Origin of the sequence: Mesorhizobium sp. B2-4-12, from assembly GCF_006441575.1 — a bacterium.
Taxonomy (GTDB): Bacteria; Pseudomonadota; Alphaproteobacteria; order Rhizobiales; family Rhizobiaceae; genus Mesorhizobium.
The window spans coordinates 18,647-32,476 of record NZ_VFVC01000036.1 but is presented as its reverse complement, the minus strand read 5'-3'; the positions used below and the strand labels follow the sequence as shown (position 1 = coordinate 32,476).

Below are 13,830 nucleotides of genomic sequence, written 5' to 3'. Positions count from 1 at the left end.
TTGAAACGAAAAAGGGCACCAGTCGGCGCCCTTGATTCTCGTGACAGATAGAACCCGCCTCAGCTGTCCAGAAAGCTTCTCAGCTTGCGGCTCCGGCTCGGGTGCTTGAGCTTGCGCAGCGCCTTGGCTTCGATCTGGCGGATACGCTCGCGGGTGACCGAGAACTGCTGGCCGACTTCTTCCAGCGTGTGGTCGGTGTTCATGCCGATGCCGAAGCGCATGCGCAGCACGCGCTCCTCGCGCGGCGTCAGAGACGCCAGAACGCGCGTGGTGGTCTCGCGCAGATTGGCCTGGATCGCCGCGTCGATCGGCAGGATCGCCATCTTGTCCTCGATGAAGTCGCCGAGGTGCGAATCCTCCTCGTCGCCGACCGGCGTTTCGAGCGAGATCGGCTCCTTGGCAATCTTCAGCACCTTGCGCACTTTTTCCAGCGGCATGGCGAGCTTCTCGGCCAGTTCCTCCGGCGTCGGCTCGCGGCCGATCTCGTGCAGCATCTGGCGCGAGGTGCGCACGATCTTGTTGATCGTCTCGATCATGTGCACCGGAATGCGGATGGTGCGCGCCTGGTCGGCGATCGAACGCGTGATCGCCTGCCGGATCCACCATGTCGCGTAGGTCGAGAACTTGTAGCCGCGGCGGTATTCGAATTTGTCGACCGCCTTCATCAGGCCGATATTGCCTTCCTGGATCAGATCGAGGAACTGCAGGCCGCGATTGGTGTACTTCTTGGCGATGGAGATGACGAGGCGCAGATTGGCCTCGACCATTTCCTTCTTGGCGATCGCGGCTTCGCGTTCGCCCTTCTGCACCTGGTTCACGATCTTGCGGAATTCCAGGATCGAGATCGCCGTTTCGGTGGCCAGATGCTGGATCTCGGCGCGCAGGTCCTTGATCGCGTCCTTCTCGTTCTTGGTGAATTCCTTCCAGCCGCGCGAGGTCAGATTGGCGATCGAGCGCGTCCAGTTGGGATCGAGCTCCGAGCCCTGATATTCCTTCAGGAACTCCTCGCGGCGCACGCCATAGCTTTCGGCGAGGCGCAGCAGCTTGCCCTCGTTCTGCACCAGGCGCTTGTTGATGTCGTAGAGCTGCTCGACCAGCGCCTCGATGCGCGCCGTGTTGAGCGACAGCGACTTCACCGCTTTGATCAGCTGGTCCTTCAGTTCCTTCAGCCGGCGGTCCTGGCTGGGCGACAGCGTGCCGGCGGCGGCCAGACGGTTCTCGACCTGCTGGTCCTGCAGCTTGCGCAGCTTCTTGTAGGTGTCGGCAATGACGTCGAGCGTCTCCATCACCTGCGGACGCAATTCAGCTTCCATCGCCGCCAGCGACAGGCTGGCCTCGTCCTCGTCTTCCTCATCGTCGTCCCCGATGCCGCGCGTGTCGACACCGACATTGGTGATGTCGTCTTCATCGTCGCGCCCGCGGCGCGGCTTCTCGTCAGCCTTGGGCGCTTCCTCGACGCGCTCGACCACCGGCGCCTGCTTGGCCTCGGGGCCGGCATAGGTGGCTTCAAGATCGATGATCTCGCGCAGCAGGATCTTGGATTCGTTGAGCTCGTCGCGCCAGATGATGATCGCCTGGAAGGTCAGCGGGCTCTCGCACAGGCCCGCGATCATCGTCTCGCGGCCGGCCTCGATGCGCTTGGCGATCGCGATTTCGCCCTCGCGCGACAGAAGCTCGACCGAGCCCATCTCGCGCAGGTACATACGAACCGGATCGTCGGTACGGTCGGTCGGTTCTTTCTTGGTGGTGGTAGCGGCTACCGCGGTGCCGGTCTGCTCGGCCAGTTCGTTGGCGTCTTCCTCGGCATCCGCCGCGGTGTCGCCGGCCTCGGCCTCCTCGCCCTGCTCGTCATCCTCGACGACATTGATGCCCATGTCGGACAGCATCGCCATCGTGTCCTCGATCTGCTCGGAGGTCACTTCCTCGGAAGGCAGCACCGAATTTAGCTCGTCCATCGTGACATAGCCGCGCTTCTTGGCGGCCTTGATCATCTTCTTGACAGCATCATCGGAAAGGTCGAGCAGAGGCCCATCGGTGGCGCCCTCGCGTTCGGTCTCGACCTCTTCCTTTTCCTTTGTCGCCATAGTCTTTATCTTCTCCTAGCGGCCGGGCATCGGGCCACGTAAGCTGTCGGACCAGTCAAATTGGATATGCTCGTTTTTCTAAACGCGCTTCACCCGGGCCACGAACTGCATCCACTCTTTGTAGTTTGGTGCATGTCGTCGCCCCAAAACCGGTTTCCACTTTTGGGCGACATGCATTAAGTCCAGATTAACCCTGATATCTGTGGCAGGCTGTCTGCCTGTCCAGTGACCAGGACCTCTTATCGCTGCACTTCCCGTCGACACGGGTGCGGGTTAACGTTTCGAATCGTCCTGATTCCGCCATTCTGCCGGAAGGTCAAGCGCCTCTGGCATGATTCGCATGAAAAAAGCGAATCAATTACCCGACTTAGCGCGCCCGGCTTCCTGGGGAAGCCCGGCCACACCCTCATTCTGTACCCGCTTGCACTTAGGCTCGCCCGGCCCTGCCCGACGATACGCCGAACCCTTCGATCAGCGCTTCCGTCGCTTGTACATCCTGAAATTGCGCCTGAATTTCGATCAGATGGCGGAAGTTTTCGTCCGAAGGATCCGCTTCGAGAGCCGCTTCCGCCTGTTTCAGCTCCTTATGTAAGGTGCGCGCGCTACGCTGCAAGTGCAGTGCCTGGTTCAGAGCGTCGCGGGCATCCTCGAGCGCCGCCGTCTCCAGCGCCGGCCATTGCCGCGCTCGCCGGATCAGGCCTACGGCGCGTTCCCATATCTCGGCGCAGCCGGCGCGCTCGATCGTCGCCACCACGGCGTGGCGGTCATTGGCCATGTCATGCGCCATCGCGTCGAGGATGGCCGCGTGCAGCCGGTTCAGGTCGGAATTGGCGAGATCGAGAAACTCGACATGCGCGAAATTCTCGTCGATCAGCGCCGGATGGTTGACCAGCGCCACGATGATCGTCGCCTCGCGCACCGACATCCCCTCGCCGCGCTTGACCAGCGCCGACTGGCCGAGACTTTCGGTGATGGCAATGCGGCCGCCGCCCTTGGCGAACTGTCCGCCGGGCGCGGCCGCCTTGCCCTGGCCGCGCGCTCCTGGCCGGCCGTTGTCGCGGCCCTGGCGGGAAACGCGCTGGGAGCCGAAGAAGCTCAGCACCCGCTCGCGCATCTCCTGTTGATAGTGGTACCGCAGGCTCTCATCTCGGATGCGGCTGGTCAGCTCGCGCAGCGTCTTTTCAAGTTCCGCTCGCCGCTCCGGCGTGTCGAAGACGCCGCCCGCCGTCTCGCGCATCCATAGGAGGTCGACCAGCGGCCGTGCGTCGGCAAGCACGGCGCGAAATGCGTCCGGTCCCTCGGCCTTGACCAGGTCGTCGGGGTCCTTGCCTTCCGGCAGCAGCGCAAAGCGCGCCGAGCGCCCCGCCTGTACCGATGGCAGTGCGAGATCGGCGGCCCGCCACGCCGCTTTCAGCCCGGCCTTGTCGCCGTCGAAACACAGAACCGGTTCGTTGGCCATGCGCCACAACAGTTCAAGCTGGTTCTCGGTAAGCGCGGTGCCGAGCGGCGCGACCACATTCTCGAAACCGGCCTGCGCCAGCGCGATCACGTCCATATAGCCTTCGACCGCGATGACCGCGCCGCCCTTGGCCAGCGCCTTGCGGGCGCGGGCGAAATTGTAGAGCACATTGCCCTTGTGGAAGAGCTCGGTGTCGGGCGAGTTCATGTATTTGGCCGGCGCGTCGGGCGCCAGCGCTCGGCCGCCAAAGGCGATGATCTTGCCGCGCGAATCCGGAATCGGAAACATGATGCGGTCGCGGAACCAATCGTAGGAGACCGGGATGTCGTCGCCATGGCGCACCAGCCCGCAGGCTTCGATATCGGCCTTCGGCACGCCCTTTGCCGCCAGATGCTCCTTCAGCGCATTGCGGCTGTCAGGCGCGAAGCCGAGCCGGAACGAATGCTGGGTCGCCGGCGTCAGACCACGATCGCGCAGATAGGCGCGGGCTTTGGCGCCTTCCGGTCCTTGCAGCCGCTCCTGGAAGAAAGCCGTCGCCATTTCCATGACATCCGTCAGACTGGCGCGTTCCTTCTCGCGCCGCTCCTCCTGCGCGTCGCGGACCGGCATCGGCACGCCGGCCATGTCGGCGATCTTCTCGACCGCCTCGGGAAAGCTCAATCCTTCGAGTTCGGTGAGGAACTTGAAATGGTCGCCCGAGGCCGAGCAGCCGAAACAGTGATAGCGCCCCTTCTTGTCCTCGCAGTGGAAGGATGGGCTCTTCTCGCCATGAAACGGACAACAGGCCCAGTAGTCGCCGCGCGACGCATTGGTCTTCTTGCGATCCCACGCGACGCGCTGGCCGATGACCTGAGAAATCGACACGCGGTCGCGTATCTCGTCGAGGAAGGCGGGCGGAAAGCGCATCAGGAAACTCGTTTCCCCACCATATAATCATGCCCGCGGAATCCGACGACCCCCAATAGGCGCCATACCCGGTTTCCACAGGCCAGGTCTTCTAACAGGCTAAGAGATGGCAATTGCGGCGATTGCCGATCAATCGCCTTCGTCGACCAAACTTTCCACCGGCACTTCAAGTGCTCGGGCCAGTCGCAGCCAAAGCGCGACGTCGCCGCCACGTTTTCCGTTCTCGATGTCCGAAAGATAGTTCTGAGTGACACCGACAGAAGTCGCGAGAACGGCCTGGGTCTGCTTGCGATATTTGCGCCAGAAGGCAAGCGGAGAAGTCGCCGCCACCAGAGCCCGCGCTTCATCCGCGGTCAAACCTGGTATCTGGCCTGCGCGAAAGCTACCCAACGCCTGTGCGTGGTCCAATGATTCCCGCAACGCCTCAAGCTCGCTGCGCGGCAGGATGGCCAATTCCTCGCCACCGGGCGTCGTGACATAGGCAATGTTGTTCATCCTCGCATCCCTTCAATCATAAACAGATCCGCGTGGCCCAATCTTGGTGACGATGATCTCCTGGTCTGTCTCCTCGAAAATGACCCGATAGTCACCGACCCTCAAACGCAGAGCGGTCGATCCCTGCAGAGCCTTGACACTGTTTGCAAGCGTGCTCGCGTCGTGGGCATAGGTTTCGATCTTCGACAGGATCCTCTCGGCATCCGCCCGATGCTTCCGCAGCGCCTTGGCGGCCAGAGGGAGAAGAATGACCCGCTTCACCTCAAAAATATCGCATATTGTGATATTTTGTGCAAGCAGTTCGGCCCATGGAGACGGGTCGCAAAGGGCATGAACGCCAAAAAGAAGGCGGCCATTGCGAACCGCCTTCTTGTCACATCCGGCAAGCTGCCGTGGAGCTGGAGCCTACTGAGCGGCGATGGCGCCGAAGATCACGCCGGAGAGAATGCCGACGAGCACGTAGTCATTGCCGACGCGGATCCATTCCTGGCCGCGGCCGGGACGACGCAGGCCATAGCGGCCATAGTCGCGGATCGGCTGGTGGCGCTTCCAACTGGAATATCTCTGGCCATTGCGCCAATGGTTGCGCTTCACGACGACCTTCTTCTTCACGACACGCTTCTCGACATGCCTGCCGGGCTTCTGCCAATCGGCCTTTGTGTAGGTCGACTGCGGCGCGACCGGTGCGTTCATCGGCGCCGCCTGGCCGGTGAGCGACGTGGCGGCCAGCATCGAGAAGGCGAGGCCGGAAAGGATAATGCGTTTCATCAGAAGTCTCCTTGGTTGTCGATGCCCGAGGAGTAGCCGCCAGCGGATGAACTGAAACTGAACGCCTCCATTACAATTGCGTAATGAATTCCTCCATTTACGCCGGCGAGTTGAACATTATCGCAAAGGCAACAGCCAGAAGCCCGGCAAACCCGGCTGATGCCGTGGACCGGCATGCAACCTTTGCGCACCCCGTCCATTTCCCGACACGGCCTGTCGCGCCGCGACAGCCCCTTGAAATCGGCAAAATTTTATTAGCCGGCTAAAGTATTCCGGCTATTGTTCACGGCTGCCATGACCATGATTCGTACTCCCCCTTATTCCCCCGATCGCCGCGTCTCCCGCACCGCGCGCCCTGTTCGCATACAGGCGCGGCAGTGACCGGCTCCGTCGTCCTGCTGCATCTGGCCGGCGCCGTGGCACTGATGCTGTTTGCCACCCGCATGGTGAAGACCGGCGTCGAGCGTGCTTATGGCGACATGCTGCGCCATCGATTGCGCGCCACCATGCGCAACCCGATCATGGCCGTGCTGGCCGGAACGAGCCTGGCGATCGCGCTGCAGAGTTCCACCGCGGTCACTCTGCTGGTCGGCTCCTTCGCCGGCTCGGGCATCGTCTCGGGCGCCGCCGGCCAATTGGCGGTGCGCGGCGCCGAGATCGGCTCCGCTTTGGTGGTCAAGCTGCTGACCTTCGATCTCACCTTGCTGGTGCCGCTCTGCCTGATCACCGGCACGGTGATGTTCATGGCCACCGAGCGGCGCGACTGGCGCCAGACCGGCCGCATCCTGGTCGGCATCGGCCTTTTGATCCTGTCGCTGGAAATGATCGGCCAGGCCTCGGAGCCGTTGCGCAACAGCCAGCTCATGCCGGTCATCATCAACTACTTCTCCAGCGATTCCATCACCGCCTATCTGCTGGCGGCGCTGATCACCTGGCTGTTCCAGTCGAGCATCGCGGCAGTCCTGTTGATGGCGACGCTGGCTGGCCGCGGCCTGATCACGCCCGAACTCGGCGTCGTCCTTATCCTCGGCGTCAATCTCGGTTCCTCGATCATCGCGCCGATGCTGACCCGCTCGGCCAGCCCCGCCGTGCGCGTCGTGCCGATCGGCAATCTCCTGATGCGCGGGCTTGGGTCGCTGGTCATGCTGGTGCTGTTCATGATCTTCAGGCCGCATGTCGGCTTTCTCGGCGCCGCGGCGGCCGACCAGATCGTCAACGCCCATATCCTGTTCAACCTCATCATCCTGCTCGCCGGCCTGCCGCTGGCCAGCCTCGTCTACCGCGCTTCCGAGAAGATCGTGGCGCTCGGCACCAAGCCGGCGCCGGCGGCCTCGCTCGACGTCATCGAACTCTCGGCGCTCAACGAGAGCGCGCTCGACGTGCCGAGCCAGGCGCTGGCCAACGCCACCCGCGAGGTGGTGCGGGTATGCGAGACGGTCGAGATCATGCTGAAACGCATCATCGAGCTCTATGAGGACGCCGACACCGACAAGATCAAGGCGCTTGCCGCCCTCGACGACCGCGTCGACCGCAAACACGCGGCCATAAAACTCTACCTCGCCAAGGTCACCAAGAAGCCGCTGACCGAGGACGAGTCGCTGCGCTGCCAGGAGCTGATTGGCGCCTGCGTCAAGCTGGAGCAGGTCGGCGACATCATCGTGCGCAACATGCTGGTGCATGTGAAGAAGAAGTTCGATCGCGGGCTGGAATTCACCGACGAAGGCTGGAGCGAATTGTGCACCTTCCACAGCTCGGTGCTGGCCAATGCGCGGCTCGCCTTCAACGTTCTGGTCTCGCGCGACCCCGAAACGGCCCGTCAGCTGGTGCTGGAGAAGGACCAGCTGCGCGACCGCGAGAAGGAAACCAGCGCCAGCCATTTCCTGCGGCTGCGCGAAGGCACCGCCAAAAGCATCGAAACCAGCTCGATCCACCTCGACACCATCCGCGATCTCAAGCAGATCAACTCGCTGCTGGCATCGATGGCCTATCCCGTCCTCGAAGAGCGCGGCCTGCTCACCGGGTCGAGGTTGAAGGCGAGCTGAGGCGCAAGCTTTTTGCCGCAAAGGCATCAACTTGGAACAAGGTTGCGTCATCCCGGCTTCAACGGCAAAATTAGTCTTTGCTCATCCTGCCATCCGTCGGCTAAGCATCTGATGCCACCGGGAGGAAATCGATGGATACCCATTCGCGCAGTTTCGCCAAGGCGCTTTCCTGGCGCGTGACCGGCACCGTCGACACGATAATCATCTCGTTGGTGGTGACCGGAAGCGTCAAGCTCGCGGCCGCCATAGGCGTAACAGAGGTCTTCACCAAATCGCTGCTCTATTATTTCCACGAGCGAGCGTGGCTGAAGATTCCCTACGGGCGCAGGAACGCGACATAGCGGCCCGTCCGCTGCCGGCCGGCACCGCCCCGCCCGGTTGCCACGCCACTGGCCGACACAACGGAACCGGTCAAGAAAAGCTAAACCGGCGACAAAAAATTCTGGATTGCCGGCAACGCCCATCCGTGGTTTGAGGCCTGCATTCGAGGATCCCATTTCCGGCCATGTCGCTTCCGCTGATTGCCCTGTTCATCGCCGCCTTCGCCTTCGGCACCACCGAGTTCGTCATCGCCGGCGTGCTGCCGCAGGTGGCGCAGGGCCTCGGCGTTTCGGTCCCCTCCGCCGGCTATCTCGTTTCCGGCTATGCCTGCGGCATCGCCATTGGCGGCCCGTTGCTGGCGCTCGCCACAAAGTCGCTGTCGCGCAAGACCCTGCTGCTCGGCCTCGCCATTGCCTTCACCATCGGCCAGGCGGCCTGCGCGCTGGCGCCCGACTTCACCTCGATGCTGCTCCTGCGCATTGCGGTCGCTGTCGCGCACGGCGCCTATTTCGGCGTCGCCATGGTGGTCGCGGTCGGCCTGGTGCGCGAGGACCAGCGCGGCATGGCCGTTGCCGTCATCCTCTCGGGCCTCACCGTTTCCAACGTCATCGGCGTGCCGGCCGGCACGGCGATCGGCAATATCTGGGGCTGGCGCGCGACCTTCTGGGTGATGGGGGCGCTGGGCGTGGCGGCGACCCTTGCCATGGCCGCCCTTTTGCCGCGCGCCGCCGGATATCAGGCCAAGCCCGCCGATCTCGCCAGCGAGGCCCGCGTGCTGGCGCGCCAACAGGTCTGGACCTCGCTGATCCTGATGCTGATGCTGATGATCGGCCAGTTCGGCCTGTTCACCTACATCACGCCGACCCTGCTGGAGGTCACCGGCCTCGACGAGAGGCTGGTCCCCTGGGTGCTGCTGCTCAACGGTGTCGGCGCCACGCTGGGCGTCTTCCTTGGCGGCAAGCTTTCCGACTGGAAGCTGATGCCCTCGCTGATCGCCATGCTCTTCCTGCAGGCGGTGACGCTGGCGGTGATCTACGCCGTCAGCCCCTACCCCTTGCCGATGATCGTGGCGATCGTCATCTGGGGCGGACTCAACTTCGCCATCGGCACGCCGATCCAGACCCGCATCCTGGCCTGGACGGCCGACGCAGCCGGTCTCGCCGCCTCGCTCATCCCGTCCGGCTTCAATATCGGCATCGCGCTGGCCGCATCGCTGGGCGCCGCCATGCTCAATGCCGGCTATGGCTATCGCAGCCTGCCATTGCTCGGCGCTTTTGCCATGCTGGTCGCTATCATCGTCGCTATTGCCTCGCATGCTTGGGAACGCCGAAGCGATGTCAGGCCGCCATTGCCAGCGGCGGCCGAGTAGATCAGAACCGACGACCCTGGCCGCGTGTCATCCGCGCCGTGCCGGCCCGCATGACCACGACAGGGTCCGCACGAACCGTTTGTGAAACCGGAGCAGAGATGGGAAGAGCGAGCGATTTCGGCCTGACCTGCGGCAGATCGCCGGCGGGCACGCACAACGCGATCACCGATGTGCCCGGTGTACGCGTCGGCCACTGCACGCTGCGTAACGGCGACATCAACACCGGCGTGACGGCCATCCTGCCGCATGGCGGGAATCTGTTCCGCAAGAAGGTGGTCGCGGCGAGCCATGTCATCAACGGCTTCGGCAAGACCGTCGGCCTAGCGCAGGTCCAGGAACTCGGCACCTTGGAAACGCCGATTCTCCTGACCAACACGCTCTCGGTCGGAACCTGCGCCACGGCGCTGATTCGCGACGCCGTCCGCCAGAATCCGGATATCGGCCGCACCACCGGAACCGTCAATCCGGTGGTCGGCGAGTGCAATGACGGCCCGCTGAACGACATCCAGGCGCTGGCGGTGACCGAGGAGCACGCGCTTGCCGCGTTGGCGGACGCGCAGGAGGGACCTGTCGAACAGGGCAATGTCGGCGCCGGAACGGGAATGAGCTGCTTCGGCTTCAAGGGCGGCATCGGCTCGGCGTCGAGAACGATCGCGCTTGGCGGCGGCCATCACCTGGGCGTCCTCGTCCTGTCGAATTTCGGCAGGGCCGGCGACCTCGTGCTGCCCGATGGGCGCCGGCCCGACCCGAGGCGGCCAGCCGAGGCCGAATGCGGCTCGATCATGGTCGTGCTGGCGACCGATGTGCCGCTGGAACACCGTCAACTCGAGAGGGTGGCGCGCCGCGCCGGAGCCGGCATCGCCAGGCTGGGTTCCTTCTGGGGCCATGGCAGTGGCGACATCGCCATCGCCTTCAGCACCGGCAATCTGGTCGACCACGATGAGACGCGCGATCTGGTGCCGCTGCTCGCGCTCAACGAAGCGCGCATCGACATGCTTTTCCAGGCGGCGGCGGACGCCACGCAAGAGGCGGTGCTGAACTCCATGCTGTCCGCCGAGGCCTTCACCGGCAGGGCCGGCAAGCATCGCGCATCACTAGCCGACTGGCTGCGCGGTCAGGCGAAAAGCGGTAAGCCGCTCTACAGATCGATCCGGAATCGCAGGCTCTCCATCCCGCCATAGGCGGCATCCTCGAAGAAGCGCTCGACGAGCTTGCCGCCATTGGCCAGGATCACCTTGTGTGAGGCTGGATTGCCCGGCTTGGCGGTGATCTCGACATAGGGAAGGCCGATCGCCCTCGCCTCGTCCAGCATCAGCCGCAACGCCTCGGTCGCATAGCCGCGCCGCCGTTTCCACGGCACCACCGCATATCCGATATGGCCAAGCACATGGGACGGCAGTTCCGCCGTGCCCTTCTGCCAGCGAAAACCGATAGAGCCCGATGCCTCGCCGTCCCAGATCCAGCGCCTGAAACTCGGCAGGCGCGGCACTTGTCCGCCGTCAGGCAAGGTTATGGGCGGGCGGCCCTTGGCCTCGGGATCGTCGAGACTGGCCAGGAAGGCCACGGGATCCTCGTCTATCGCCGCAAGCTGCTCGCGTGTCGCAACCTCCAGCCGCACATTGTCCGGCGACCAGCCGCGCTCGAGCGCCGCCTTGTAGGACGGCAGATGCTCGAGCGCGGGTTTGACGATCTCGATCATGATCCAGGCACAGCTTTGCCCGGTGGAACGCTCAAGCCGCATGGAAGCGGATCTCGCCCTTGTTCAGGAAACACGCCTTGCTGAACAGCGACAGGTCCAGCGGGTTCGGCAATCTGACGTCGCTGATATCGGGAAACGGTTTTGTCGAGGGATCGTAGGACCGGTCGATCTGCGAGATGAAGACCAGGATAATGCCCCTGTGGCGTGCGAAAGCCTTCAGCGCACGGACCTGATCCATCAGGGCCGGGTTTTCCCGCTTCTGGTCGAGCAGTTGCAGATAATCGATGACCGCCAGCGTGCCGCGCGGCGCCGATCCCAACGTCCTGACGATATAGTCGGCGCTGATGGCATCGGAACTGTCGAACTCGAACAGTTTGTCGAACCGGGCCGGATCGACCCCGATGGCGCGAAACCGCTCCAGCACGTCGTGCTGCGTATATTCCAGCGTGAAGAACACACCGCGATGGCCATGCTTCATCGCTTCGACCGCGAGTTCGAGGCTCATCAGGGTCTTGCCGTGGCCCGGCCGCGCACCGACCAGAACAAGGTCGCCCGGCGCCAACCGCGAGAACAGCCTGCCGGCCGGTGTGGCTTCAGAGGCATTGGCCGCAAGCAGGCTCCAGCTCGCAAAACCTTCCTGTGCCGCAATATGATCAAGCGCCTGGTGGAGCGGGATTTTTGCTTCCCGGGACAACAGCTTGGCCTGACGCTTCAGATGATAGACGGGCTGGGATAGCTTCATCGCAAAACCTCCTGGTGCGAGCAGTTTCGCAACCCCTCCTTATGCCTTGTGCTCGAACAGTCGGTCCGGTGCTCGGATAGCCCTGCATGAACTGATGCTTTCCCGGCGGAGGGAGGAGGCGTGGGCCACGCCAGACTCAGATCATAGCGCAATCCCAGCGGGTCGAAAATCGGCAGATCGAAGATCGCGAATGCCAGCCGATGCGAAGACGCGCGCCGCAAGCCTTGAGCCAGCATCCCGGCCTATGGACATTTTGCGCGCCGACCTGGTTCTTCGTGCAGGTTTCCCGGCACACTAAACAAGATGTGTCTCGCCGATTGTCACGCGGCATTTTATGATCGCCGCGGTGATTCACCGTGCGAAGTAAAAACGGTTCGGCAGGAGAATGGGTCTGGTGCGGTTGAGATCTGTCCCATTGGGTGTTGCTGGGGCCTTCGGCCTGCTCATCATCGTCGCCTTGACGGCGTCGGTCCGGTCCTTTGCCGCGCCCTCGGCCCTCCCGGCCTGGCTGCAGGCTCATGTCGGAGACAGCGACGGCCAGATTTCGCAGGTGGTCCTGGAACGGGCCCGCGCGCTCTACCTGAAGAAGGTGGCCCAAGGCGCCGTCACGAACCCCTGTTACTTCGCCATGGACGCCACCCGTCCCGGCGATCTCGGCAATGGCGTGCTCGGGCGCCGGTACTATGTCATCTGCGAAGCCAGCCAGTCGTTTCACGCCATCGCGTCGGGCCACGGCGGTGGCCGGAACCTGAAAGGCACGGTCGATTTTTCAAACGGCAGGCGGTGCTCCAAGAACTTCGGCAACGCCATGGATTCGGAGTTGACCGCCGGCGGCGCCTATATGACCCGTGAGGCGAAGACATCCTTCAAGGGTTTTTATCGCACCGGCGCCAAACAGGATGCCGCCTTCCTGCGCACCTTCATACAGTTCGACGGCGAGGGCGAAGCCGCCAACGCCAGGCAGCGCGTGATTGGCGGCCACGCGGCGCAGGTGCTGCGCACCATGTGCATGCGCAAAACGCCCAACAGCTCCTATGCCGACCATGATGGTCTGGTGCCGTTCGGCAAGCTGGTGGAATATGCCGGCGGCCGCAGCAATGGCTGCACCAGCTGGTCGCCGGCGGACGCGCGGCAGATCATCTCGATGGTGAAGGACAATCCGACGACGCTCTACATCTATCCGGAATCACGCGACATCGCCGCCGTCGCGCAGGCGGCAAAGGGCCATTCCCTATCCAGCGACGGGCCTTATTGGAACGCGTCCTGCCTGAAGGAAATCGGCGCGCCGAAATTCTGGCCGCGCAAGATCCTCGAGCCGATCATCGCCCAGTACAAGAAGGATCATCCCGCGCCGCCCGCGCAGCCGCTGCCGATCTGCAAGGAGCCGTGAAGCCGTTCGATCGGCGCCGTCGTGGCCGGAAAGGCCTACTGCAACAGGCCTTTGACGATGCCGCTTGCCTTGCCGAAATCCATCTGGCCGGCATATTTCTGCTTCAGCGCGGCGATCACCTTGCCCATGTCCTTCTGGCTGGCGGCACCGGTCGCGGCAATCGCTTCGCGCGCCGCGGCCGTGATCGCCGCATCGTCGAGCTGCGTCGGCAGGAAATCACGGATGATCTCCATTTCGCCACGCTCCTGCGCGGCCAGTTCCGGCCGCTTGCCGTCCTCGAAAGCCTTGGCCGATTCCTCGCGCTGCTTCACCATCTTGGCCAGTATCTGCAGGATCTCCTCGTCGCTGGCCGGCTCCTTGCCGGCGCCGCGATTGGCGATGTCGCGGTCTTGGATGGCGGCCTGGATCAGCCGCAATGTCGGCAGCCGGTGCTTGTCCTGCGCCTTCATCGCGCTCTTCAGGGATTCGGCGATTTTCGCGCGCATCGTGCTTTCTCCTTCGGTCGGCGCGGACAATAGCGCCGAGGCCAGGCCAACTCAAACCCTGATATGGCGG

General features: G+C 63.5%; 13 protein-coding genes. 5 read left to right on the top strand and 8 right to left on the bottom strand.

Annotated elements, in window-relative coordinates:
* Positions 1–59: 59 nt before the first annotated feature.
* The 5 genes from rpoD to FJ934_RS20235 all read right to left on the bottom strand — a co-directional run bounded on the left by rpoD (position 60) and on the right by FJ934_RS20235 (position 5,712).
* The gene (gene rpoD, locus FJ934_RS20255) at positions 60–2,084 is read right to left on the bottom strand and encodes an RNA polymerase sigma factor RpoD (RefSeq protein WP_140611686.1); all 2,025 of its coding nucleotides are present in this window, start codon (positions 2,082–2,084) and stop codon (positions 60–62) included.
* A 427-nt stretch (positions 2,085–2,511) separates the two neighbouring features.
* The gene (gene dnaG, locus FJ934_RS20250; RefSeq protein WP_140611684.1) at positions 2,512–4,449 is read right to left on the bottom strand and encodes a DNA primase; all 1,938 of its coding nucleotides are present in this window, start codon (positions 4,447–4,449) and stop codon (positions 2,512–2,514) included.
* Between the two features lie 129 nt (positions 4,450–4,578).
* Positions 4,579–4,944 carry a helix-turn-helix transcriptional regulator gene (locus tag FJ934_RS20245; protein WP_140611682.1) on the bottom strand — a complete coding sequence of 122 codons (366 nt, stop codon included), beginning with the start codon at positions 4,942–4,944 and terminating at the stop codon, positions 4,579–4,581.
* A 12-nt stretch (positions 4,945–4,956) separates the two neighbouring features.
* Positions 4,957–5,205, bottom strand: coding sequence for a type II toxin-antitoxin system RelE/ParE family toxin (locus FJ934_RS20240; protein WP_140611680.1), 249 nt, complete (start codon positions 5,203–5,205; stop codon positions 4,957–4,959).
* A 144-nt stretch (positions 5,206–5,349) separates the two neighbouring features.
* On the bottom strand, positions 5,350–5,712 hold the full coding sequence (locus FJ934_RS20235) for an RcnB family protein (RefSeq protein WP_140611678.1): 363 nt from the start codon (positions 5,710–5,712) through the stop codon (positions 5,350–5,352).
* Between the two features lie 377 nt (positions 5,713–6,089).
* Here FJ934_RS20235 and FJ934_RS20230 point away from each other — a divergent pair, with 377 nt between their 5' ends.
* The 4 genes from FJ934_RS20230 to FJ934_RS20215 all read left to right on the top strand — a co-directional run bounded on the left by FJ934_RS20230 (position 6,090) and on the right by FJ934_RS20215 (position 10,625).
* On the top strand, positions 6,090–7,754 hold the full coding sequence (locus tag FJ934_RS20230; protein ID WP_140611676.1) for a Na/Pi cotransporter family protein: 1,665 nt from the start codon (positions 6,090–6,092) through the stop codon (positions 7,752–7,754).
* A gap of 131 nt (positions 7,755–7,885) precedes the next feature.
* Complete coding sequence (locus FJ934_RS20225; protein WP_140611674.1) at positions 7,886–8,095, top strand: DUF2061 domain-containing protein; 210 nt, start codon at positions 7,886–7,888, stop codon at positions 8,093–8,095.
* 164 nt (positions 8,096–8,259) lie between these two features.
* Positions 8,260–9,444: an MFS transporter gene (locus FJ934_RS20220; RefSeq protein WP_140611672.1), complete on the top strand. Its 1,185-nt coding sequence runs from the start codon at positions 8,260–8,262 to the stop codon at positions 9,442–9,444.
* A 98-nt stretch (positions 9,445–9,542) separates the two neighbouring features.
* Positions 9,543–10,625 (top strand): P1 family peptidase, encoded by a 1,083-nt coding sequence (locus tag FJ934_RS20215; RefSeq protein WP_140611670.1) that lies wholly within the window; start codon positions 9,543–9,545, stop codon positions 10,623–10,625.
* On the opposite strand, the gene FJ934_RS20210 is transcribed toward FJ934_RS20215, so the two are convergent.
* Both FJ934_RS20210 and FJ934_RS20205 read right to left on the bottom strand, forming a co-directional pair.
* Positions 10,583–11,143 (bottom strand): GNAT family N-acetyltransferase, encoded by a 561-nt coding sequence (locus tag FJ934_RS20210; RefSeq protein ID WP_140611745.1) that lies wholly within the window; start codon positions 11,141–11,143, stop codon positions 10,583–10,585. The two genes, FJ934_RS20215 and FJ934_RS20210, sit on opposite strands and share 43 nt — an antisense overlap.
* Positions 11,144–11,174: 31 nt before the next feature.
* Positions 11,175–11,885 (bottom strand): DNA helicase, encoded by a 711-nt coding sequence (locus FJ934_RS20205; protein ID WP_140611669.1) that lies wholly within the window; start codon positions 11,883–11,885, stop codon positions 11,175–11,177.
* Between the two features lie 385 nt (positions 11,886–12,270).
* On the opposite strand from FJ934_RS20205, the gene FJ934_RS20200 reads away from it, so the two are divergent.
* Positions 12,271–13,275, top strand: a complete 1,005-nt coding sequence (locus FJ934_RS20200; RefSeq protein ID WP_181165696.1) for a hypothetical protein — start codon at positions 12,271–12,273, stop codon at positions 13,273–13,275.
* Between the two features lie 35 nt (positions 13,276–13,310).
* Here FJ934_RS20200 and FJ934_RS20195 read toward each other — a convergent pair whose 3' ends face one another.
* Positions 13,311–13,760: a GatB/YqeY domain-containing protein gene (locus FJ934_RS20195; RefSeq protein ID WP_140611665.1), complete on the bottom strand. Its 450-nt coding sequence runs from the start codon at positions 13,758–13,760 to the stop codon at positions 13,311–13,313.
* Between the last annotated feature and the right edge of the window lie 70 nt (positions 13,761–13,830).

Excerpts from the sequence above, each read along its gene's own strand:
- FJ934_RS20225 (WP_140611674.1), top strand. The coding sequence starts at position 7,886 with ATGGATACCCATTCGCGCAGTTTCGCCAAGGCGCTTTCCTGGCGCGTG.
- dnaG (WP_140611684.1), bottom strand. The coding sequence starts at position 4,449 with ATGCGCTTTCCGCCCGCCTTCCTCGACGAGATACGCGACCGCGTGTCG.
- FJ934_RS20220 (WP_140611672.1), top strand. The coding sequence starts at position 8,260 with ATGTCGCTTCCGCTGATTGCCCTGTTCATCGCCGCCTTCGCCTTCGGC.
- FJ934_RS20215 (WP_140611670.1), top strand. The coding sequence starts at position 9,543 with ATGGGAAGAGCGAGCGATTTCGGCCTGACCTGCGGCAGATCGCCGGCG.
- FJ934_RS20195 (WP_140611665.1), bottom strand. The coding sequence starts at position 13,760 with ATGCGCGCGAAAATCGCCGAATCCCTGAAGAGCGCGATGAAGGCGCAG.
- FJ934_RS20205 (WP_140611669.1), bottom strand. The coding sequence starts at position 11,885 with ATGAAGCTATCCCAGCCCGTCTATCATCTGAAGCGTCAGGCCAAGCTG.
- FJ934_RS20235 (WP_140611678.1), bottom strand. The coding sequence starts at position 5,712 with ATGAAACGCATTATCCTTTCCGGCCTCGCCTTCTCGATGCTGGCCGCC.
- FJ934_RS20210 (WP_140611745.1), bottom strand. The coding sequence starts at position 11,143 with ATGATCGAGATCGTCAAACCCGCGCTCGAGCATCTGCCGTCCTACAAG.
- rpoD (WP_140611686.1), bottom strand. The coding sequence starts at position 2,084 with ATGGCGACAAAGGAAAAGGAAGAGGTCGAGACCGAACGCGAGGGCGCC.
- FJ934_RS20200 (WP_181165696.1), top strand. The coding sequence starts at position 12,271 with ATGGGTCTGGTGCGGTTGAGATCTGTCCCATTGGGTGTTGCTGGGGCC.
- FJ934_RS20245 (WP_140611682.1), bottom strand. The coding sequence starts at position 4,944 with ATGAACAACATTGCCTATGTCACGACGCCCGGTGGCGAGGAATTGGCC.